This is a genomic window from Rugosimonospora acidiphila (assembly GCF_039543385.1).
GTDB lineage: Bacteria > Actinomycetota > Actinomycetes > Mycobacteriales > Micromonosporaceae > Rugosimonospora > Rugosimonospora acidiphila.
Window position 1 is genome coordinate 60,490 of sequence record NZ_BAABJQ010000013.1, and the last position, 19,387, is coordinate 79,876.

The following is a 19,387-nucleotide window of genomic DNA, read 5'->3' on the forward strand; positions in this document are numbered from 1 at the left end:
CCGATCCTAGGCATACACCTCAAGCTATCCGGTGACGACCGCCACGATGGTGGTGCCGCCGCCAAACGCCCCCGCGTCCACCAGGTCGAAGACGCCGAACATCATCTTCGCCACGTACACCCGGTCCAGAATGATCCCGTGGCGGTCCGCGAAATCGTCGATGAAGGCCGCCAGCCGCGGCGTCGTCTTGGCGAATCCCCCGAAGTGGTAGCCGCACTCGACGCGCCAGTTGGCGGACACCGTGCCGGCCTCGGACTGCAGCCGCCCCACCTCGCCGGCGAGGAACTCTCCGCCGGCCAGCGCGGAGAAGCCGATCGCCCGCTGGCCGGTCCGCAGGCCGGCCGCGATGCCGGCGAGGGTCGCACCCGTGCCGACCGCGCAGCACAGCACGTCGAACGGCTCGTCGATCTCCCCGGGCAGCTCGGCGCAGCCCTTGACCGCGAGCGTATTGCTGCCGCCCTCGGGCAGCAGGTAGAAGCGGCCCCACTCGCGCCGCAGCGCCTCGATCACGGCCGGGTCGCGCTTGTTCCGGTAGGTCGCGCGGTCGAGGTACGCGAGCCGCATGCCCCGCCGCTCGGCGTACGCCAGGGACGAATTGAGGGGCAGGTGTTCCTCGCCGCGGACCACGCCGATGGTGCGGAACCCGAAGTAGTGTCCGGCGGCCGCGGTGGCGCGCAGGTGGTTGGAGTAGGCGCCGCCAAAGGTCAGCAGGGTGTCGTGGCCGCCGTCGGCCGCCGCCGTCAGGTTGTACTTCAGCTTGCGCCACTTGTTGCCCGGCACCTCGGAGTGGATCAGGTCGTCGCGCTTGATCAGTAGCCGGACGCCGGCTCGCTCCATCCGGTCGTCGCGCACCTCCAACACGGGCGACGGAAGTCGCAGTGCCATCGGGGTACGCCGGATCTCGTCCACCCCCACAGCCTGCCACCACCCTCAACCTAGTGTCCTAGGATCCCCAACGGGATGTGACGCACCCGGCCAGCATCGCCTCGGAAATCAGCTCTACCGCCTCCACGAACCGGCCCTGCCGCAGCCGCAGCTCGCCCCAGGTGCAGGCGGGTGACGCGCCATCTCCTCGCCGGTCCTGCCCGCCAACCGCCGCGCCGCGGCGGGCTGTCGCCGACAACAATTCTGCAAGCCATTGACCTACAGCGGTGTCCCATCGTAGAGCGGTCGGGCCCGCGCCGGCGAGGGCAAGATCAAACGGGGGACGCCGGGGCGGGCTCGACCGGCCGGCGCCCGCGACGATATGCGCGACGGATGGGGACCGGGGGCTCTTGTCGTGGCGCACGTCGTCGCGGGTCACGCCGGTCGGTGGCCGGGCCGCGCCGGTGGCACCCCGGCGCGGCCGTCGCCGTCGCACTGCCGTGTGGACCGGCCGACACCGCGGTGCCCCGGCGGGAAGCTCTCCCGTCGGGGCACCGGCGTGTGCGGCTACCAGCGATACCAGCGGCCGCGGGTACCGGTCGAGCCCGTGCTCCGGAAGACGAACCCGACCAGCCAGACCACCAGCACGATCAGCGCTATCCACCACAGCACATGGACGGCGAAGCCCAGGCCACCCAGGATCAGTGCGAGCAGCAGGACGAGGAGAAGGATGGCCATGTCACGCTCCTTTGTTCGATGCTGTTCGGTGCCCGATCGGCGCCGGGACCAAACCCGGCCCGCGGTGGTATACCCGAGGTTGGCCGAGTTCGAGGGGAGCCCACGATGGCGGATGAGTGGCATGGCGCGCTGCACCACGTCCGGGCCGGGCAGCTGACTGGTCAGACCGGCCAGACGGCGGGGATGACCCGGCTCGAGGCGGTGTCCGGGAAGACGGTCGGGTCGTCGAAGATCTGGATGGGACAGACGCACGTGGCGCCCGGTACGTCGTCCGGCGACCACCACCACGGTGAGGCGGAGACGGCCATCTACGTCGTGTCGGGCCGCCCGGTCTTCGTGTTCGCCGAGGCCGGCTCCGAGGTGCGGATCGAGACCGAGCCCGGCGACTACGTGTTCGTGCCGCCGTTCGCGCCGCACCGCGAGGAGAACCCGGGTGCCGAGGAGGCGGTGGTGGTCATCGCCCGCAGCAGCCAGGAGGGCATCGTGGTCAACCTGCCCGGCCTGTGGCCGGGCCGCGCCGGATGACGGTCCGGCATCGCCCGGGGCCGGTGGTCAGCGGCGCGGGGCGAGGTCGCGCGGGCTGACCAGGCCACTCTGGTAGGCGAACACGACGAGCTGCGCGCGGTCGCGCGCGCCGAGCTTGGTCATCGCCCGGCTGATGTGAGTCTTCGCGGTGGTGGGGCTGAGCACCATGGACTCCGCGATCTCGTCGTTGCTCAGCCCGTGCGCGGCGAGCGCCACCACCTCGCGTTCCCGGTTCGTCAGCGACTCCATTCCCGTCGCCGCTATCGCGTCCGGCGGCCGGGCGACGAACTCGCTGATCAGCCGCCGGGTGACGGCCGGGGACAGCAGCGCCTCCCCGCTCACCACCACGCGCAGGGCCCGCAGCAGCTCGGCCGGCTGGGTGTCCTTGAGCAGGAAGCCGCTCGCGCCGGCCCGCAGCGCGCGGAAGATGTACTCGTCGAGTCCGTAGTTGGTCAGGATGACGACGTGCAGGCTGGCCAGCCGCTCGTCGGCGACGATCTGCCTGGTGGCCTCGATGCCGTCGAGCACGGGCATCTGGATGTCCACCAGTGCGATGTCCGGGCGGTGCACTCTGGCCAGCGCCACGGCCTGGGCGCCGTCGGTGGCCTCGGCGACCACCTCGATGTCGTCCTCCGCCTCGAGCAGCGCCCGGATCCCACTGCGGATCAGCGCCTGGTCGTCGGCCAGCAGAATCCTGATCACGGCGCCGCCTGTACCGGTAGCTCGGCCCACACCCGGAAGCCGCCGAGCGCCCGCGGTCCGGCGTCCAGCCGGCCGCCGAGCGCGCTGACCCGTTCCCGCATGCCGATCAGGCCGAGCCCCTGGCCCGCCGACGGGGCGCCGCTGCCCTTACCGTCGTCGTCGATCTGCACCGTCAGGGCGTGCGGCGCGTATCGCAGGTGGACCGCCGCGTTGGCCTCGCCGGCGTGGCGGCCGACGTTGGTGAGCGCCTCCTGCACGATCCGGTACGCCGCCTGGTCGACGTCGGGGGGGAGCGGCCGTTGCGGGCCGGTCACGGTCACGGTCACCGGCAGTCCGGCCGAGCGTGCGCGGTCGACCAGGCCGTCCAGGTGACCGAGGCCGCTGCCGTCGCAGTCGTCCTGGGTGCGCAGCACGCTGAGCGTCGCGCGCAGTTCCCGCGCGGCGTCCGCGCCCGCCTCCTCGATCGCCAGCAGCGCGGGCGGGACCTCCTCGCCGCGCTTGCGCGCCAGGTGCACCGCCACGCCGGCCTGAAGCTGAACCACCGAGATGCTGTGCGTCAGGGAATCGTGCAGTTCCCGGGCGATGCGCAGCCGTTCCTCCACGGCCCTGCGGCGGGCGACCTCGTCCCTGGTCCGCTCGGCCTCCTCGGCGCGCTGCTCGACCTCCCGAAGGTGTAGCTGCCACATGCGAAACGCCACCACCATGACGCCGGCCGAGATGAGCCAGCCCGCCCTGTAGAACCTTCCCCACCCGCGATCGGTCAGCATTCTTCGAGCGTACGCGCCGGGTTCGCCGACACATCCGCTCGCCGGACCCATTGCGGCCTACTCCACGTGGAGTACTGCGCGGGTCGGCCGCACCCCAGCCGGCCAGTGGGAACTCGCTTCCCGGGTACGACGACGGGAGGGTCGCCGGGTCGGCACCATCGGCTCCAGCTTGTGCCGGCACCGACAACCGGTGTGACGGCCGTTCGCGAAGGAGCCCTATGTCCCAGACCCGAGCCGCGCTGGCTCCCCCCACCGTCCTTCGACCGCAGTTGCCGCTCGGCGTCATCGTGGCGATGGCCTGCCTGGCGCAGTTCATGGTCGTGCTCGACTCGACCATCGTCACCGTGGCCCTGCCGGACATGCGCACGGAGCTGGGACTGTCGACCAACCAGCAGCAGTGGGTGGTCAGCGGCTACCTGATCACCCTGGGTGGCTTCCTGCTGCTGGCCGCCAGGGCCGGCGACCTGTTGGGCCGCAAACGGGTGTTCCTGTTCGGCGCGGCCGTCTTCACCGCCGCCAGCCTGGCCGGCGGCCTCGCATCGAGCCCCACCACGCTGCTCGTGGCCCGGATCGTGCAGGGCGTCGGCGCCGCCGCGCTGGCACCCAGCAGCCTGAGCCTCATCACCGCCAGCCACACCGACGAACACCGGCGGCACCGCGCGCTGGCCCTGTGGAGCATCATGGGCGGGGCTGCCGGGGCGGTCGGGGTCGTGCTCGGCGGAGTCCTCACCGCCGGGTTGAGCTGGCGGTGGGTGCTGTTCGTCAACCTCCCGCTGGGCGTCGGGCTGCTCGTCGCCGGGATCCTCACCCCGCTGCCGTCCTCGGCCGGCGCCGAGCGGACCGGGCTCGATGTTCCCGGCGCGCTGAGTGCCACCCTCGGGATCGGTGCACTCACCTATGGGCTGTCGCAGGCGTCCTCCGACGGGTGGGGGTCGCGCGGCGTGGTGACCGCACTCGTCGTGGCCGCGGTGCTCATCGCCGGCTTCGTGGCGGTCGAGGCCACCAGCTCCCGGCCGCTGATCCCGCTCGCCCTGTTCCGCCCGCGCGCCCTGCGCATCGGGAACCTGGCCATGCTCAGCCTGGGGGTGACCATGACGTCCGCGTCCTTCTTCATCTCCCTGTACCTGCAGCAGGCCCTTGGCTACAGCGCACTGCGTACCGGCCTGGCCCTGCTGCCGCTGACCATCGTGCTCGTCGTCGGCGGCCTCGCCTCGCGCCGGCTCGTGCCCCTCGTCGGCGCCCGCAACCTGCTCGTCGCCGGCGGGCTCATCACGGCCGGTGGCGTCGCCTGGCTGGCCGGTACGCCCGCTCACCCGGCCTACCTGAGTCACCTCCTGGGCCCGAGCCTCGTCGCCGGGGCGGGCATCAGCCTCATGCTCCTGCCGATCACCCTGGCCGCCACCACCGGCGTCGACCCGAGGGACGCCGGTGCCGCCTCCGGTCTGGTCAACACCGCCCGCCAGCTCGGCGGGGCGATCGGCCTCGCGGTGCTGGTCACCGTCGCCGCCACCGCGACCACCCACGCCGCCGGCCACTCCACCCGCCTCGTCGCCCTCGTGCACGGCTACCACGTCGCGTTCCTCGTCAACGCGGCCGTGCTGGTCCTCGCCGCCCTGGCGGCCCTGGCCCTGCCCGCCGAGGCGCGGGCGCGGCGGCGCCAGTCCCTCCGGTGAGCTGAGGGCCCCGGCCGGTCGCCGGACCGGCCGGGGCCGGCACCCCGGCGGGGGAGGTCCCGCGCGCATCCGCGATCGGAGTGTGCCTCCGTGGGCAGACTGGCGGTTGAGGCGGGCGGGAGAGGCGGCGGGATGACCGGCAATCAGGCGGAGCAGGTACTCCGCGGGCGCGAACGGGCGCCCTCCGCCTCCTACATGGAGCTGTTCTTCGACCTGGCGTTCATCTTCTCGCTGACCGAGCTGACCCGCGTCCTGCTGGTGGATCTCAGCGTGGGTGGGGCGCTGCGCTTCCTGCTGCTGCTGGCCGCCATGTGGTGGGTGTGGACGGTCACCGCCTGGTCGACCGACTGGTTCGACCCCGAGCAGCGGTTCGTGCGGGCGCTGCTCGCCTGGGTGATGATCGGGATTCTGCTGCAGGCCGTCGCGTTGACGAGGGCGTTCGGCCCGGAAGCGCTGGTCTTCGCCGGTACCTATGTGGCCATCCATCTCGGTCGCGGCGCGGGCCTGGCGTACCGGCTGCGCGGGCATCCCGCCGCGCGGCGCAGCGCCCGGGTGGCGATCTGGTTCGTCATCACCGGCGTGGCGTGGATCGTCGGGGCTCTGGTGCCGGCCGCCCGCCATCCGCTGTGGGCGGTGGCCATCGTCATCGACGGGACGATCGGGCTGTTCGGGTACCCGGTGCCCGGGCTGGGCCGGTCGACGCAGGCTGAGCTTCGAGTGTCCGGCGAGCACTTCTCCGAGCGGTTCGGTCAGTTCGTCATCGTGGCCATCGGCGAGTTGATCCTGATGTCGAGCCTCGCCATCCGCGAGGTCGGTTTCCACCCGGCCAGCACCGTCGCGTTCGTGCTGTCGTTCATCAACGCACTGCTGTTCACCCAGATCTACCACCTGCCGCTCGGGCGCGGGCTGCCCGCCTTCATGGAGGAGTCCCGCACCCCGGGTCGCACGGCGCTGATCTCCGGATATCTCCACTATCTGCTGCTGGCCGGCATCCTGACCGCCAGCGCCGGCAACGTGTTGGTGATCGAGCACGCGGGCGGGCCGGGGCAGATCCGGTACAGCCTGGTCGTGGTCGTCGGGGCCGCGGTGTTCCTGGCCTGGCGAATCGTGCTGCTGTTCGCGGCGGCCGGCCGGGCGGCGTGGTGGCGGGCGCTCGCGCTGGTGGCGGTCCTCGCCGTGGTCCCGGCCACGGCGCGGCTGCACCCCGTCACGGCGACCGCGGGGGTGGACCTCGTGCTGTTCGCCACCGGCCTGGCCGAGGGGGCCCGGGCGCGGCGCGACCTGGGCAAGCCGGCATGGCGTAGCGCCAGCTGAGTCCAGCGGGCCGGCTGAGTCCGCCGCGCCGGCACCCGCGCGGATTCGCGGTATCGCGGCGGCCGGAGGCCGTGCTAAGTTCTTCTCGTGCCGAGAAATACTCACTATGAGAGGAACTGGCGATGACCGAGGAGGAGTTCCTCGCGGCGTACGACCCGAGCGCGTTCCCGCCGGTCGCCGTGACCGTCGATGTCGTGGTCCTGACGATCCGCGACGAACAGCTGAACGTGCTGCTCGTGCGGCGGGGAGAGGCGCCGTACGAGGGCCGCTGGGCGCTGCCGGGCGGCTTCGTGCGGCCCGACGAGGACCTGGCCGCCGGTGCGCAGCGCGAGCTGGCCGAGGAGACCGGTGTCGGCGCCCGGTTGCGCCGCGTCCACCTGGAGCAGCTGGCCAGCTACGGCGCACCGCGCCGCGATCCGCGCATGCGCGTGGTCTCCGTGGCGTACCTGGCGTTCGTGCCCGACCTGCCGGAGCCGGCCGCTGGAACCGACGCGCGCGAGTCGGCCTGGGTGCCGGTCGCCGGGCTCGGGCTGCCCGACGCCGCCGGCGCACCCGGCCGGCCGGTCCGCCAACGGCCCGGTGCGACCCGCGGGCTGGCCTTCGACCACGCCCAGATCCTCGCCGACGGCCTGGAACGGGCTCGGTCCAAACTGGAGTACACCCCGCTGGCCACCCGCTTCGTCGGCGAGGAGTTCACCATCGCCGAGCTGCGCCGGGTGTACGAGACGGTGTGGGACGACTCGCTGCACGCCGGCAACTTCCACCGCAAGGTGCTGTCCGTGCCCGGCTTCATGGAGAGCACCGGGGTCACCACCGACCGCGGCGGTTCCCGGGGCGGCCCGCGCTCCCGCCTGTACCGGGCCGGCGACGCCCGGCTGCTGCACCCGGCCCTGCTGCGACCGTCCCGAGAGGACTCGATCCGATGAGCCGGACCGGCGCCCCCACCGCCCCGCGGGACCTCGCGCTCGGCGAGGCCATCCGGCAGGTGATGTCGGCGGCCGGCGCGCGGGAGCTGTTCGGCGTCCACCAGCCGGAGCGCCGCTACCGGCAGTTGGCCCGGGCGCTGCACCCGGACCGGGTGCCGGCGGCCGACCGTCCACAAGCGACGGATGCGTTCGTCCGGCTGACCTCGCTGTGGCGCGAGCGCCGGGGCGTGGTCATCCGGTCCCGGCACGACGAGTACCGGCTGACCGACCGCCGGTACGCCGGCGACCTGGCCGACCTGTACGACGTCGGCGCCGACCGGCTGCTCAAGCTGCCCCGGCAACCGGCCAACAACGACCTCATGGGGCGCGAGGCGTACGCCCTGCGCACGCTGGCGCTGGCGCTGGCCGAGAATTCCCGCTACCTGCCGTACGTGCCGCGGCTGGTGGACTCGTTCCGGCTCGAGGACACCGCGACCGGTGCCCGTCGGCTGGTGAATGTCGTGTCGGCGGCGCCCGGACTGCACAGCCTCGCCGAGGTGCGCCGGGCCTACCCGGACGGCGTCGATCCACGGGACGTGGCCTGGATGTGGCGGCGGCTGCTCGTCGCGCTCGGCTTCGCGCACCGCGCCGGGTTCGTGCACGGGGCCGTGCTGCCCGATCACGTGCTCATCGAACCGACGGGGCACGGGCTGGTGCTGATCGACTGGTGCTACTCGGCCGACCTGGACACGGGGATGGGCGGCGACCGGATCCCGGCGATGGTGCCGCAGTACGCCGCGTGGTACCCGGCCGAGGTGTCCGGCCGCCAGGACCCGGGGCCGGGTACCGACCTCGCCATGGCCAGCCGGTGCATGACCTGGCTGATGGGCGAGCGAGCGCCCCAGCCGCTGCGCCGCTTCGCCGCCGGCTGCCAGCTGGATCCCATGAGCCACCGCCCGAACGACGCCTGGCGGCTGCTCGCCGAACTCGACGAGCTATTGGAAAGACTGTTCGGCCCTCGAAGGTTTCGACCGTTCACCCTCTAAGGTTCTAGGAGGAGCCATGGGAAGCGGAATCTGGTCCACCGACGTGTACGACGCCGCGAAGCGCTACCGCGCGGCAACCGGTACCAGCGCGTTCGCCTACAGCGACGGCGGGGCGCGCACGGTCCACGCCGACCTCGACCCGCGTGGCGTGAGGGCACGGGAGAGCCGGGACTCGGCCGAGCACCCCGACTCGCTGGCCATCGCCGTGCTGTTCGACGTCACCGGATCGATGGGACACGTGCCCCGGGTGCTGCAGACCAAGCTGCCGCAGCTGTTGGGTCTGTTGCTGCGCAAGGGGTACGCCACCGACCCGCAGATCATGTTCGGCGCGATCGGCGACGCCACCTGCGACCGGGCGCCCCTGCAGGTCGGCCAGTTCGAGTCGGACAACCGGATGGACGACGACCTCGGCCGCATCGTGCTGGAGGGCGGCGGTGGCGGCCAGCTGACGGAATCCTACGAGCTGGCCATGTACTTCATGGCCCGGCACACGACGATCGACTGCCAGGTGCGGCGCGGCCGGCGCGGATACCTGTTCATCATCGGTGACGAGCTGGCCTACCCCCGGGTCAAGGCGCATGAGGTGCGCGACGTGATCGGCGACGACCTGACCGAGGACATCCCGGTGCGGCAGATAGTGGACGAGGTGCGCCGCTCCTACGACACCTACTACCTGCTGCCGGCCGGCAGCGCGCACGCGGGCGACGGCCGCGTGCTCGGCTTCTGGCGGGGCCTGCTGGGCCAGAACGCGATCGAGCTGGACGACCTGGACGCGGTGTGCGAGACCATCGCGTTGACCGTCGGGCTCGGCGAGGCGGCCGTGGACCTCGACGAGGGCCTGGCCGACCTGGACGAGTTCGGCTCGGATGCCACGGGGTCGGTGTCCAAGGCACTGGCCCGGGTGGGCGCCGACCTCGGCGCGGTGGCCCGTTCGGCGCTGCCGGACACGGCGGCCACCGACGACCGGGTGGCCCGGCTGTGAGACCCGTCGTCCTGGTCGATCTGGGGTACGGCGACGCCGGCAAGGGCACCGTCGTGGACTGGCTGTGCGCGAGCCGGCCGGTCCGCACGGTGATCCGGTTCAACGGCGGCGCGCAGGCGGCGCACAACGTCGTGCTGCGCGATGGCCGGCGGCACACGTTCGCCCAGTTCGGCTCGGGTACTTTGCGCCCGGGCGTGGGTACCCACCTGTCCCGGTTCGTGGCGGTCGACCCGGTGGCACTGGCCGCCGAGGCCCGCCACCTCGCCGAGATCGGTGTGCCGGACGCCCTGTCCCGGCTCACCGTGGACCGGGACGCGCCGCTGGCCACGCCGTACCATCGGGCCGCCAACCGGGCGCGCGAACGAGCTCGGGGAGCCGGACGGCACGGGTCGTGCGGCATGGGGGTGGGCGAGACGGTGGCGTACCAGCTCGCCCACCCCGACGAGGCGCCGCGGGTGGCCGACTGCCAGGACCCGCGGCGGCTGCGGCGCCGGCTGCTGGCCCTGCGCGAGCGCCTGGCCGCGGACGTCGGGCCGCTCGACGCGCCACCGGTGGACGACTGCGTGGCCGCGTTCACCGGGTTCGCCGACCGGGTGTCCATTGTGGACCAGACGTTCGCCGGGCAACTGATCCGCGCCGGTGGCGTGGTGTTCGAGGGCGCGCAGGGGGTGCTGCTGGACGAGTGGCACGGGTTCCACCCGTACACCACGTGGAGCACCACCACGTTCGCCAACGCGGACAAGCTGCTCGCCGAGGCGGGCCTGGCGGGCGAGGCGACCCGGCTCGGTGTGCTGCGCGTGGTCACCACGCGGCACGGGCCGGGGCCGCTGGTCACCGAGGACCCGGCGCTGCGGCTGACCGACCCGAACAACCCGACCAACCCATGGCAGGGCCGGTTCCGGTTCGGGCACTTCGACGCGGTCGCCCACCGGTACGCGCTGGAGGTGGCCGGCGGCGTGGACGGTCTGGCCCTGACCCACCTGGACCTGACCCACCGCGACCTGACCCACCGCGACCTGACCCACCGCGACCCGACCCACCGCGACCCGACCCACCGCGACCCGACCCACCGCGACCCGACCGATCGCGACCTGTTGATGTGCCACGGGTACGACTGGACCGACCGGCTGGAGCCCGGCTCCGCCGGCGACCTGGACCGGCAGGCCGCGCTGACCCGGCGGCTGTTGGCGACCCGGCCCCGGTACGGTGCGCCGCCCGGGCGCGATCCGGCCGGCCCGACCGCCGGCTGGATCGCGGCGGTCGAGCGGGTGCTGGAGGTACCGGTGGTGCTCGCCTCGCACGGCCCGACCGCCGAGGACAAGTCGCCGCTTTCGCCGCTGGCATAGCGGCGCCAGCCTCCGCCTCGCGCCGCCTCGCGCCGCCACTCGCCGGTCGCGGGCCGGGCTGTGGCCTCCCGTGCCGGGCCGTGGTCTCCCGTGCCGGGGGTCGTAGGGTGGCGGGTGCCACCCGTGCGGGTGAGGGTGACTGTCCCGCCATTGGGGTAACGGTCAGCATGTCGAACGAACAGCCCCCGCCACCACGCCACGGCGGACACCTCTATCTGCAGACGAACGAGGTCCGCAACGCCGTCATCCACTACCGCCGGTCCACCGACGGCGCACTCACCGAGGTGGCCCGCATCCCGACGGGTGGCTCCGGTTCCGGTGGCTTCAAGCCGATCAGCGGCCAGCCCAGCGCGCCGAACGACTTCGAGGGCGCGGGCAGCGTCATCCTCACGCCGGATCGCCGGTTCCTGTTCGCCACCAACGGGGGCGACAACTCGGTGTCCAGCTTCGCGGTCGGCGCGGACGGCGGGCTCACCCCGCTGGACGTCCAGCCCACCGGAAACCCGGTCACCGGCCGCAGCGGTACGGCCAAGTCGCTGGCCTACTCGCCGTCCCGGCGCACGCTGTTCGTGCTGCACGCGTTCGGCCCGGACCACGTGCGGCTGATGTCGGTCGACGGCGACGGCCGGCTGTCGGTGCGCCTGGAGCGGTACTCGGTGAACACCAAGGACAAGCCCGACCGGGTGGCCACCATGGTCACCCTCTCGCCGGACGAGCGGTTCCTGCTCGCCGGTACCACCTTCGACCAGCCGCCCACCGCCAATCCGGACGGCTCGGCGATCCTGTGGGTACCGGGGCCGGACGGCGCGCCGAAGTCGATCGCCTCCAACGAACCGGACCCCGACGGACTCGTGGTGTTCCCGGTGAGCGGCGACGGCACCCTGGGCGCGGCCTCGTTCCACGACGGCGGGGGCGGCTCTCCGTTCTACATCGCCTTCCTGCACGGGCGGCCGGACACCTTCGTCCTGGGGGAGGCCGTCGGCGACGGGATCGTCATGGGCACCCTCGACGGGGACGGCGGTATCGGCATCGGCCCGCTCGTCACGGTCGACACGAGCAAGGGCAAGCCCTCAGAACTGTGTTGGCTGGCCGTTTCCCCGGACGACCGGACGGTGTTCGCCACCAACTTCGGCTACAGCGACGTCAGCAGCTTCCACATCGACGGCACCGAGATCATTCTGGCGAAGGATCCGGCGTGCCCGCCGGTGCCGGGGGACGGCACGTTCCGGGCGCTCAACGGGACGGTCAGCAGCGGCCCGAGCGACAACTGGTTCAGCCCCGACGGCGCGTACCTCTACCAGATCTACGGCAACGCCTCCGCGCTGGTGGGCTATGCCGTCCAGCCGGACGGCTCGCTCGAGGAGATCACCCGCGTGGCCATCCCGTACAACAGTCCGCAGGGACTGGCCGGAGTCTGACTCCGGCTGTTCGCTTCCGAGGCGTTTGACCGTTTTTGGGGCTCCGCGTCGCCTATGGTGAACCAGGTGCCGGATTTAGGCACCGGCAGCCAGCGGCGTCCGTCGATCGCGGAGGGCAACGCATGTACCTGACCCCCAGAGAGTTCGACAAACTGACCATTCTTTCGGTGGCCCAGATCGCCGCCGCCCGCAGGGGCAGGGGAATCAAGCTCAACCATCCGGAGGCGGTCGCCGTGGTCGCCGCGGCGGCGCTGGAGGGTGCCCGCGAGGGTAAGACCGTCGAGGAGGTGATGCACGTGGCGAGTCACGTGCTCACCCGGGACGATGTCATGGAGGGAGTGGCCGAGCTGATGCCGATCCTCCAGGTCGAGGCCGTGTTCACCGACGGCTCGCGACTGGTCACCGTGCACTCGCCCATCCAGTAGCGGGTGGAACCGGAGATGCCCGACTCCCCACCGCCCGCCGGCGCGGATTCCGTCCGGCCCGCCGACCCCATCCCGCCCGCCGACGGCGAGCGCCCGCCGCCCGGCGGGTACCTGCTGCGCGGCGAGCCGCTGGAGCTGAACGCGGGGCGGCCCACCATCCGGGTCGAGGTCCGCAACACCGGGGACCGGCCGATCCAGGTGGGCTCGCACTTCCACTTCTACGAGGCCAACCGGTACCTCGAATTCGACCGGGACGCCACGTTCGGCACTCGGTTGGACATCCCGGCCAGCACCTCGATCCGGTTCGAGCCCGGCGACCAGAAAACGGTCCAGCTCGTTCCGTACGGGGGGCGGCAACGGGTCTACGGATTCAACGGACTGGTGAACGCCTGGACCGGCGGCGGGCCGGCCCCCGGCTACCAACCGGACCGAGCGCGGGCCGCCCGGCGTGCCGGTATCCGCGGCTTCACCTCCACGCCCGACACCTGAGCGGCCCGACACCCGAGCGGCCCGACACCCGAGCGGCACGGCGGCCCCGCCTCACGCCATCGAAGGCAGCGCGATGAGTCAGATATCCCGGCAGGAGTACGCCGGACTGTACGGCCCGACGACCGGCGACCGGATCCGGCTGGCCGACACCGACCTCTACCTCGAGATCGAGAAGGATCTGCGGTGCCTCGGCGACGAGGCCGTGTACGGCGGCGGCAAGACGCTGCGCGACGGCATGGGTGCCAGCGCCGAGCTGACCAACGCCAACGGGGCGCTGGACCTGGTCATCACCAACGTGACCGTCCTGGACGCCGGACTGGGTGTGGTCAAGGCCGACGTCGGGGTCAAGGACGGGTTGATCGCCGGGATCGGCAAGGCCGGCAACCCCGACACCATGGACGGCGTCAGCCCCGAACTGGTCATCGGCCCGGGCACCGACGCCATCTCCGGTGAGCATCTCATCCTCACGGCCGGCGGCATCGACGCGCACGTGCACCTCGTGTCGCCACAACAGGCGTACGCCGCGTTGAGCAACGGCACCACGACCATGTGGGGCGGCGGCACCGGTCCGAGCGACAGCACGAACGGGGTCAACGCCACTCCCGGGCCGTGGAACCTGCATGCGATGATGCGCGCCTTCGAGGGGATCCCGGTCAACATCGGGCTGCTGGCCAAGGGCAACAGTTCCGGGCTGGGCCCGCTGGAGGAGCAGGTGCTCGCCGGGGCGGCCGGGTACAAGCTGCACGAGGACTGGGGAGCCACCCCGCAGGCGATCCGCTCGGTGCTGTCGGTGGCGGAGCGGTTCGATGTTCAGGTGGCCATCCACACGGACACCCTCAACGAGAGCGGCTACGTGGAGGACACCATCGCCGCGTTCGAGGGCCGGACGATCCACACGTATCACACGGAGGGCTCCGGCGGTGGCCACGCGCCGGACATCATCAAGGTGGCCGGGCAGATGAACTGCCTACCCAGTTCCACCACGCCGACCAACCCGTACGGCATCAACACCCAGGCCGAGCTGTTCGACATGACGATGGTCGCCCACAACTTCAACCCGAAGGTGCCGGCCGACGTGGCGTTCGTGGAGAGCCGCATCCGCGCGGAGACCATCGCCGCCGAGGACGTCCTGCACGACCTGGGCGTCATCTCGATGATGTCCAGCGACTCGCAGGCGATGGGGCGGGTGGGCGAGAACTGGCTACGCACGATCCAGCTCGCCGCCACGATGAAGACGACCCGCGGCAAGCTACCCGAGGACTCGCCGGACAACGACAACTTCCGGGTGCTGCGGTACGTGGCTAAGGTGACCATCAACCCGGCGATCACCCACGGCATCTCCCATGTGCTCGGCTCCGTCGCGCCGGGCAAGCTGGCCGATCTGGTGCTGTGGGAGCCGGCCTTCTTCGGCGCCAAGCCCAAGCTGGTCGTCAAGAGCGGCATGATCGTCTGGTCGCTGATGGGCGATCCGAACTCCTCCCTGCCGACCCCGCAGCCGGTCTTCTACCGGCCCATGTTCGGCGCGTACGGCAGCGCGCTCGCCGAGAACTGCGTGACGTTCATGTCGCGGGCCGGCTACGAGGCCGGGGTGGCCGACCGGCTCGGCCTGCGCCGCCGGGTGCTTCCGGTGCGCGGCACGCGCGGCCTGACCAAGCGCGACATGGTACGCAACGATGCCCTGCCGCGCATCGACGTGGATCCGGAGACCTTCGCGGTGAAGCTGGACGGCGTGCACGCCACCGTGCCGCCGGCCACGCGCCTGCCGCTCGCCCAGCTCTACTTCTTCAGCTAGGAGTCACCGACATGCTCGTGGAATCGGTACTGGGCAACGCGGACGAGCCGGCCTGGGCGGCCCGCCTGACCTCCGCCCGGGTGGAGCACCTGGTGCTCGACCAGTGGGAGGCGCAGAAGAACCGGCTGCGCAAGCGGGCCTCGGACGGCACCGAGGTGGCCCTGTCCCTGGGCCGGGGCAACCGGCCGCGCGACGGCGACGTGCTGTTCTGGGACGAGGCGGCGCAGACCGCGATCGTGGCCCGCGTCCGGCTCGGCGAGGTGATGGTCGTGGACCTGAGCGGGCTGGAGAAGGAGCCGGCCGAACTGGGCCTGCGCTCGGCGGTGGAGTTGGGGCACGCACTGGGCAACCAGCACTGGCCGGCGGTGGTCAAGGGCGGCCGCGTGTACGTGCCGCTGACCGTCGACCGGAAGGTGATGGACTCGGTGATGCGCACGCACGACCTCACCGGCATCGGTCACGAGTTCGTCCCGGGTACCGAGGTCATCGCGTACCTCGCGCCGCACGAGGCGCGCCGGTTGTTCGGCGGCGCCGACGCGACCCCGCACACCCACCTGCCCGGGCCGGTGCGGTGACGGGCAGGGCGCGCTGATGGCGACACGGCGACGGCGGTGACGGCGATGGCGACGGCGGCGGTGACGGCGGCGGCGGCGGTGACGGCGGCGGCGCCCTTGAGGCTCCTGCAGTTCGGCGACTCCATGTTCCCGGTCGGCGGCTTCGCCTTCTCCAACGGGCTGGAGGCGGCGGTGCAGGCCGGCGTGGTGTCCGACCGGGCCGGGCTGGAGGAGTTCGTGCGCACCGTCACCCGGGTGGCCGCCACCGGTGACGGCGTGGCGCTGCTCGCCGGATACCGCGGCGGGCGCCGCGGCGACCTGGACCGGATCCGCCGCGCCGACGAGGCGGTCGTGCTGCGCAAGCTGTCCGAGGAGGCCCGCACGATGACCGTGCGGATGGGCCGCAAGCTGGCCGAGGCGGCGGCACGCGTCGTCGGGGATTCCATGCTGGACAAGCGGTTGCGTGAGACCGCCACCGACCCGGTTCCGGTCACCTACCCGGTCGCACTCGGTACCCTGTTCGCCCACTGTGGACTGTCCGAACCCGACGCGTTCGCCGCGCACCAGTACGGGGTGGCGACGATGGTGCTCGGCGCGGCGGTGCGGCTGATGCGCGTCGATCACCTGGACACCCAGGCGATCCTGTACGCCGTCAACGGGGGCGTGCCGGAGCAGTACGGGCGCGCGGCGAACGCGGACCTGGACGACATGGCCGCCTTCGCGCCGGTGCTGGACGTGCTGGCGGCGGCCCACATTCGCGCGCATGTGCGCCTGTTCATGAGTTGAGAGGGTGAACGGTGAAGACAATCAGCCGGATCGGGGTCGGTGGCCCGGTGGGCAGCGGCAAGACGGCCCTCATCGAGTCGGTGGTGCCCAGGCTGGTCGACGGCGGGCTGCGGGTACTGGTGGTGACCAACGACGTGGTCACCACCGAGGACGCCGGGCACGTGCGGCGGGCCCTGACCGGGGTGCTGGTGGCGGAGCGGATCGTCGGGGTGGAGACCGGCGCCTGCCCGCACACCGCGGTCCGGGAGGACCCGAGCATGAACCTGGCCGCCGTGGAGGACATGGAGGCGCGCTTCCCGGACAGCGACGTGGTGCTCATCGAGAGCGGCGGGGACAACCTCACCCTCACCTTCAGCCCGGCGCTGGTCGACTACTTCATCTACGTCATCGACGTCGCCGCCGGAGACAAGATCCCGCGCAAGAACGGCCCGGGCATTTCCCGGTCGGACGTCCTGGTCATCAACAAGACCGACCTCGCACCGTATGTCGAGGCCGACCTGGACGTCATGGCGCGCGACGCGGCCCGGATGCGCGACGGGAAACCGTTCGTCTTCACCAACTGCAAGACCGGTGCGGGCGTCGACGAACTGGTCGCGCTGGTGCGGCGCGACGCGCTGTTCGATCTGGTACGGCCGGGGGAGTTGCTCGCGTGACCCAGCTGGACCCGGCGCCCCATCGCGACGCGCCCGAGTTGGCGCCGTACCACGACGAGCCGGCCCAGCTGCCCAGCGCGGCGCCGGGCAAGGTCGGCGTGCTCCGGCTCGGCTTCGAGCGCCGGGGTGGTCGCACCGTGCTGGCCGACCTGTTCCGGCAGGCTCCGCTGCTGGTGCAGCAGGCGCTCTACTGGGACGCCGCCATGCCGGAGATGGCCTGCGTGTTCATCATTTCCACCTCGGGCGGGACGCTGCAAGGCGACCGGCACCGGATCGAGGTGTCGCTGGGCGCGGGCGCCCACGCCCATCTCACCACCCAGGCGGCCAACAAAATCCAGGAGATGGACGCCAACTACGCCGCCCAGCACCAGCGCATCGTGCTTGCCGAGGACGCCTACCTGGAGTACCTGCCGGAGCCGGTGATCCCGTACCGGCACAGCCGCTTCATCACGCACACCGAGGTGGTGGCGCCGCCCTCGGCCACGGTGCTGTACGCGGAGATCCTGCTGCCCGGCCGCAAGCACCACCGGGGCGGGGAGATCTTCGCGTACGACCTGTTCTCCTCGACCCTGCGGGTGGCCCGGCCGGGCGGGCCCGACCTGTTCGTGGAGAAGTTCGTCGTGGAGCCCGCGCGGTTCCCGCCCGACCGGTGCGGCGTGTTCGGCGACTTCCACGTGCTCGGCAGCGTCCTGCTGCTGGCCTCGCCCGAGCGCGCGATGCGGGTCTGGGAGCGGACTCCGTCCACCTGGGACGGCGACGCCCGGCTGGCGGCCGGTGCGTGCCGGCTGCCGGGCGACGCCGGGCTGATGTACCGGGTGCTCGGCATGGAGACCGAGCCGGTCCGGGCGCGGGTACGCGAGTTCTGTGCGGTGGCACGCGCCGAGACGGTGGGCCGGCCGCTCCCACCGGCCTTCGGTTGGCGCTGAACAGGATTCAGGAGGACGGCCGCGCGGAGATCAACCGGTCGACCCGGCCCGACATCACCCGCAGCATCACCCACGCCGCTTGGCCGGGCTGCTGCCTGCTCCACGCCGCGACCGCAGAACTGGAATCGTGGGGTCACCGGCGCGCGCGGCTGTGGGTGCTCGATGGCAACGAGCCAGCCCAACACTTCTACCGCAGCCGTGGCTGGCGACGGGTGGACGGTCTGCGGCGCGACGACGACATCGAGGGCGTACCGGTCGTCGAGATCGCCTACGAACGCGACCTGCGCCCGGGCCCGCCGGCGTAGCGCTTCGTGGTGCCCGGGCGTCAGTCGGTGCGGCGCCGGGGCCTGGGCGCGTGAGCGGGCGGCACCGGTACGGCCGCCGGGCCGGGGCCCGTACTGCCGCGCACGATGAGTTCGGTCGGAACGATGGTCCGGTCGTTGCCATCGGGGCCGGCGCCGGTCACCCGGGCCAGCAGCTTCTTGATGCTGAGCCGGCCGACCTCGGCGAAGTCCTGTCGCACGGTGGTCAGCGGCGGCCAGAAGGAATGCGCCTCCTCCATGTCGTCGAAGCCGACCACGCTGACGTCACCGGGGATGTCGCGCCCGAGTTCGTGCAGGGCGCGCATCGCGCCCAGCGCCATCTGGTCGTTGGCCGCGAAGATGGCCGTGACGTCCTCGCGGCGGCCCAGGGTCAGCCCGTGCCGGTACCCGGACTCCGTCGACCAGTCGCCGTAGAGCACCCGCGGCGGAGTGACGCCACCGTCACGCAGCGTACGCTGCCAGGACTCCACCCGGTGGCTCGCCGAGAACGACGTACGCGGGCCGGCGATGTGCCACACCTTCCGGTGGCCGAGCGCGAGCAGGTGCTCGGTGGCCTGCCGGGCGCCCAGCGCCTGGTCGGTGTCCACGACCGGGTAGCCGGACCCCGCGTTCGAGTCGATGACGACGACCGGAATGCCCGGCGGTAGGGCGAATTCGGCGTCGTCGAGCAGATGCGCCTCGAAGATGATGACGACGCCGTCGACGGCCGCCTCACTTAACCGATTGTAAGCGCCCGATACTCTGCGTGATGTTCGGCCGGGCAGCGGGATGAGCGTCACCGCATAGTTGGCCTTCGCCGCCTCCTGTGCGATGGCGTCCAGGGTTCGGATGTTGCCGAAGGTCTCCAGCGTGAACATGATGACGCCGATGGTATTGAAATGCCCGCTTTTGAGCGCCCGTGCGGCCCCATTGGGCCGGTAGCCGAGCGTCCGCATCGACTCGACCACCTTCTGTCGGGTGGTGGCGTCGACGTTGCGGTGGCCGTTGGATACGCGCGATACCGTCTGTGACGAGACGCCTGCGTGGCGTGCAACGTCGGCCATCGACGGTCGGGCTGCCCTGCGGGGAAGCTCTGCGGCGGTTGCCATGCTCTGTCGTTGCTCCGATGACCTGGTGGAAAAAATCCGGGGATTTTTGGTAGTGCCCCTGTTTACGCAAA

Annotated in this window: 21 protein-coding genes; 16 read left to right on the forward strand and 5 right to left on the reverse strand. The window is 71.9% G+C overall.

The genetic code is table 11. The features are described 5' to 3' along the window. Window positions 1–24: 24 nt before the first annotated feature. Both ABEA87_RS21795 and ABEA87_RS21800 read right to left on the reverse strand, forming a co-directional pair. Window positions 25–909 carry a 1-aminocyclopropane-1-carboxylate deaminase/D-cysteine desulfhydrase gene (locus tag ABEA87_RS21795; protein WP_345632254.1) on the reverse strand — a complete coding sequence of 295 codons (885 nt, stop codon included), beginning with the start codon at window positions 907–909 and terminating at the stop codon, window positions 25–27. A gap of 522 nt (window positions 910–1,431) precedes the next feature. Continuing rightward, entirely contained in the window at window positions 1,432–1,602 is a 171-nt protein-coding gene (locus tag ABEA87_RS21800) for a hypothetical protein (protein WP_345632256.1), read from the reverse strand. A 105-nt stretch (window positions 1,603–1,707) separates the two neighbouring features. On the opposite strand from ABEA87_RS21800, the gene ABEA87_RS21805 reads away from it, so the two are divergent. Beyond that, window positions 1,708–2,127 carry a cupin domain-containing protein gene (locus ABEA87_RS21805; protein WP_345632258.1) on the forward strand — a complete coding sequence of 140 codons (420 nt, stop codon included), beginning with the start codon at window positions 1,708–1,710 and terminating at the stop codon, window positions 2,125–2,127. A gap of 27 nt (window positions 2,128–2,154) precedes the next feature. Here the strand turns inward: ABEA87_RS21805 and ABEA87_RS21810 are convergent, their stop codons facing one another. Both ABEA87_RS21810 and ABEA87_RS21815 read right to left on the reverse strand, forming a co-directional pair. Then, entirely contained in the window at window positions 2,155–2,829 is a 675-nt protein-coding gene (locus tag ABEA87_RS21810; protein WP_345632260.1) for a response regulator transcription factor, read from the reverse strand. Then, window positions 2,826–3,596 carry a sensor histidine kinase gene (locus tag ABEA87_RS21815; protein ID WP_345632262.1) on the reverse strand — a complete coding sequence of 257 codons (771 nt, stop codon included), beginning with the start codon at window positions 3,594–3,596 and terminating at the stop codon, window positions 2,826–2,828. Before ABEA87_RS21815 ends, ABEA87_RS21810 begins: the two co-directional genes overlap by 4 nt. A 218-nt stretch (window positions 3,597–3,814) precedes the next feature. On the opposite strand from ABEA87_RS21815, the gene ABEA87_RS21820 reads away from it, so the two are divergent. From ABEA87_RS21820 to ABEA87_RS21890, 15 genes are all read left to right on the forward strand, one after another. Beyond that, a complete protein-coding gene (locus tag ABEA87_RS21820) occupies window positions 3,815–5,269 on the forward strand; it encodes an MFS transporter (RefSeq protein WP_345632264.1) in 1,455 nt (484 codons plus the stop codon). 132 nt (window positions 5,270–5,401) lie between these two features. Next, complete coding sequence (locus tag ABEA87_RS21825; protein WP_345632266.1) at window positions 5,402–6,583, forward strand: low temperature requirement protein A; 1,182 nt, start codon at window positions 5,402–5,404, stop codon at window positions 6,581–6,583. 122 nt (window positions 6,584–6,705) lie between these two features. After that, complete coding sequence (locus tag ABEA87_RS21830; RefSeq protein WP_345632268.1) at window positions 6,706–7,509, forward strand: NUDIX hydrolase; 804 nt, start codon at window positions 6,706–6,708, stop codon at window positions 7,507–7,509. Continuing rightward, on the forward strand, window positions 7,506–8,534 hold the full coding sequence (locus ABEA87_RS21835; protein WP_345632285.1) for a serine/threonine protein kinase: 1,029 nt from the start codon (window positions 7,506–7,508) through the stop codon (window positions 8,532–8,534). The genes ABEA87_RS21830 and ABEA87_RS21835 overlap by 4 nt, the downstream gene beginning before the upstream one ends. 16 nt (window positions 8,535–8,550) lie before the next feature. Further along, window positions 8,551–9,516: a hypothetical protein gene (locus tag ABEA87_RS21840; protein WP_345632287.1), complete on the forward strand. Its 966-nt coding sequence runs from the start codon at window positions 8,551–8,553 to the stop codon at window positions 9,514–9,516. Further along, entirely contained in the window at window positions 9,513–10,862 is a 1,350-nt protein-coding gene (locus ABEA87_RS21845) for an adenylosuccinate synthetase (RefSeq protein WP_345632290.1), read from the forward strand. Before ABEA87_RS21840 ends, ABEA87_RS21845 begins: the two co-directional genes overlap by 4 nt. Window positions 10,863–11,029: 167 nt before the next feature. After that, a complete protein-coding gene (locus ABEA87_RS21850) occupies window positions 11,030–12,280 on the forward strand; it encodes a lactonase family protein (RefSeq protein WP_345632292.1) in 1,251 nt (416 codons plus the stop codon). A 122-nt stretch (window positions 12,281–12,402) separates the two neighbouring features. Beyond that, window positions 12,403–12,705: an urease subunit gamma gene (locus ABEA87_RS21855; RefSeq protein WP_345632294.1), complete on the forward strand. Its 303-nt coding sequence runs from the start codon at window positions 12,403–12,405 to the stop codon at window positions 12,703–12,705. Between the two features lie 15 nt (window positions 12,706–12,720). After that, window positions 12,721–13,194, forward strand: a complete 474-nt coding sequence (gene ureB, locus ABEA87_RS21860; RefSeq protein ID WP_425570934.1) for an urease subunit beta — start codon at window positions 12,721–12,723, stop codon at window positions 13,192–13,194. 73 nt (window positions 13,195–13,267) lie between these two features. Further along, window positions 13,268–14,986 (forward strand): urease subunit alpha, encoded by a 1,719-nt coding sequence (locus ABEA87_RS21865; RefSeq protein WP_345632296.1) that lies wholly within the window; start codon window positions 13,268–13,270, stop codon window positions 14,984–14,986. An 11-nt stretch (window positions 14,987–14,997) separates the two neighbouring features. Then, complete coding sequence (locus ABEA87_RS21870) at window positions 14,998–15,561, forward strand: urease accessory protein UreE (RefSeq protein WP_345632299.1); 564 nt, start codon at window positions 14,998–15,000, stop codon at window positions 15,559–15,561. Between the two features lie 45 nt (window positions 15,562–15,606). After that, on the forward strand, window positions 15,607–16,326 hold the full coding sequence (locus tag ABEA87_RS21875; RefSeq protein ID WP_345632301.1) for an urease accessory protein UreF: 720 nt from the start codon (window positions 15,607–15,609) through the stop codon (window positions 16,324–16,326). A gap of 11 nt (window positions 16,327–16,337) precedes the next feature. Then, a complete protein-coding gene (gene ureG, locus ABEA87_RS21880; protein ID WP_345632303.1) occupies window positions 16,338–16,979 on the forward strand; it encodes an urease accessory protein UreG in 642 nt (213 codons plus the stop codon). Continuing rightward, entirely contained in the window at window positions 16,976–17,905 is a 930-nt protein-coding gene (locus ABEA87_RS21885; protein WP_345632305.1) for an urease accessory protein UreD, read from the forward strand. The genes ureG and ABEA87_RS21885 overlap by 4 nt, the downstream gene beginning before the upstream one ends. Continuing rightward, window positions 17,896–18,210, forward strand: coding sequence for a GNAT family N-acetyltransferase (locus ABEA87_RS21890; protein WP_345632307.1), 315 nt, complete (start codon window positions 17,896–17,898; stop codon window positions 18,208–18,210). Before ABEA87_RS21885 ends, ABEA87_RS21890 begins: the two co-directional genes overlap by 10 nt. 20 nt (window positions 18,211–18,230) lie before the next feature. On the opposite strand, the gene ABEA87_RS21895 is transcribed toward ABEA87_RS21890, so the two are convergent. Beyond that, on the reverse strand, window positions 18,231–19,316 hold the full coding sequence (locus ABEA87_RS21895; protein WP_345632309.1) for a LacI family DNA-binding transcriptional regulator: 1,086 nt from the start codon (window positions 19,314–19,316) through the stop codon (window positions 18,231–18,233). Window positions 19,317–19,387: the final 71 nt, after the last annotated feature.

Coding starts and splice junctions, on each gene's coding strand:
- ABEA87_RS21895 (WP_345632309.1), bottom strand. CDS start 19,316: ATGGCAACCGCCGCAGAGCTTCCCCGCAGGGCAGCCCGACCGTCGATG.
- ABEA87_RS21825 (WP_345632266.1), top strand. CDS start 5,402: ATGACCGGCAATCAGGCGGAGCAGGTACTCCGCGGGCGCGAACGGGCG.
- ABEA87_RS21830 (WP_345632268.1), top strand. CDS start 6,706: ATGACCGAGGAGGAGTTCCTCGCGGCGTACGACCCGAGCGCGTTCCCG.
- ABEA87_RS21870 (WP_345632299.1), top strand. CDS start 14,998: ATGCTCGTGGAATCGGTACTGGGCAACGCGGACGAGCCGGCCTGGGCG.
- ABEA87_RS21835 (WP_345632285.1), top strand. CDS start 7,506: ATGAGCCGGACCGGCGCCCCCACCGCCCCGCGGGACCTCGCGCTCGGC.
- ABEA87_RS21850 (WP_345632292.1), top strand. CDS start 11,030: ATGTCGAACGAACAGCCCCCGCCACCACGCCACGGCGGACACCTCTAT.
- ureB (WP_425570934.1), top strand. CDS start 12,721: ATGCCCGACTCCCCACCGCCCGCCGGCGCGGATTCCGTCCGGCCCGCC.
- ABEA87_RS21805 (WP_345632258.1), top strand. CDS start 1,708: ATGGCGGATGAGTGGCATGGCGCGCTGCACCACGTCCGGGCCGGGCAG.
- ABEA87_RS21820 (WP_345632264.1), top strand. CDS start 3,815: ATGTCCCAGACCCGAGCCGCGCTGGCTCCCCCCACCGTCCTTCGACCG.
- ABEA87_RS21815 (WP_345632262.1), bottom strand. CDS start 3,596: ATGCTGACCGATCGCGGGTGGGGAAGGTTCTACAGGGCGGGCTGGCTC.
- ABEA87_RS21875 (WP_345632301.1), top strand. CDS start 15,607: ATGGCGACGGCGGCGGTGACGGCGGCGGCGGCGGTGACGGCGGCGGCG.
- ABEA87_RS21800 (WP_345632256.1), bottom strand. CDS start 1,602: ATGGCCATCCTTCTCCTCGTCCTGCTGCTCGCACTGATCCTGGGTGGC.
- ABEA87_RS21855 (WP_345632294.1), top strand. CDS start 12,403: ATGTACCTGACCCCCAGAGAGTTCGACAAACTGACCATTCTTTCGGTG.
- ABEA87_RS21840 (WP_345632287.1), top strand. CDS start 8,551: ATGGGAAGCGGAATCTGGTCCACCGACGTGTACGACGCCGCGAAGCGC.
- ABEA87_RS21865 (WP_345632296.1), top strand. CDS start 13,268: ATGAGTCAGATATCCCGGCAGGAGTACGCCGGACTGTACGGCCCGACG.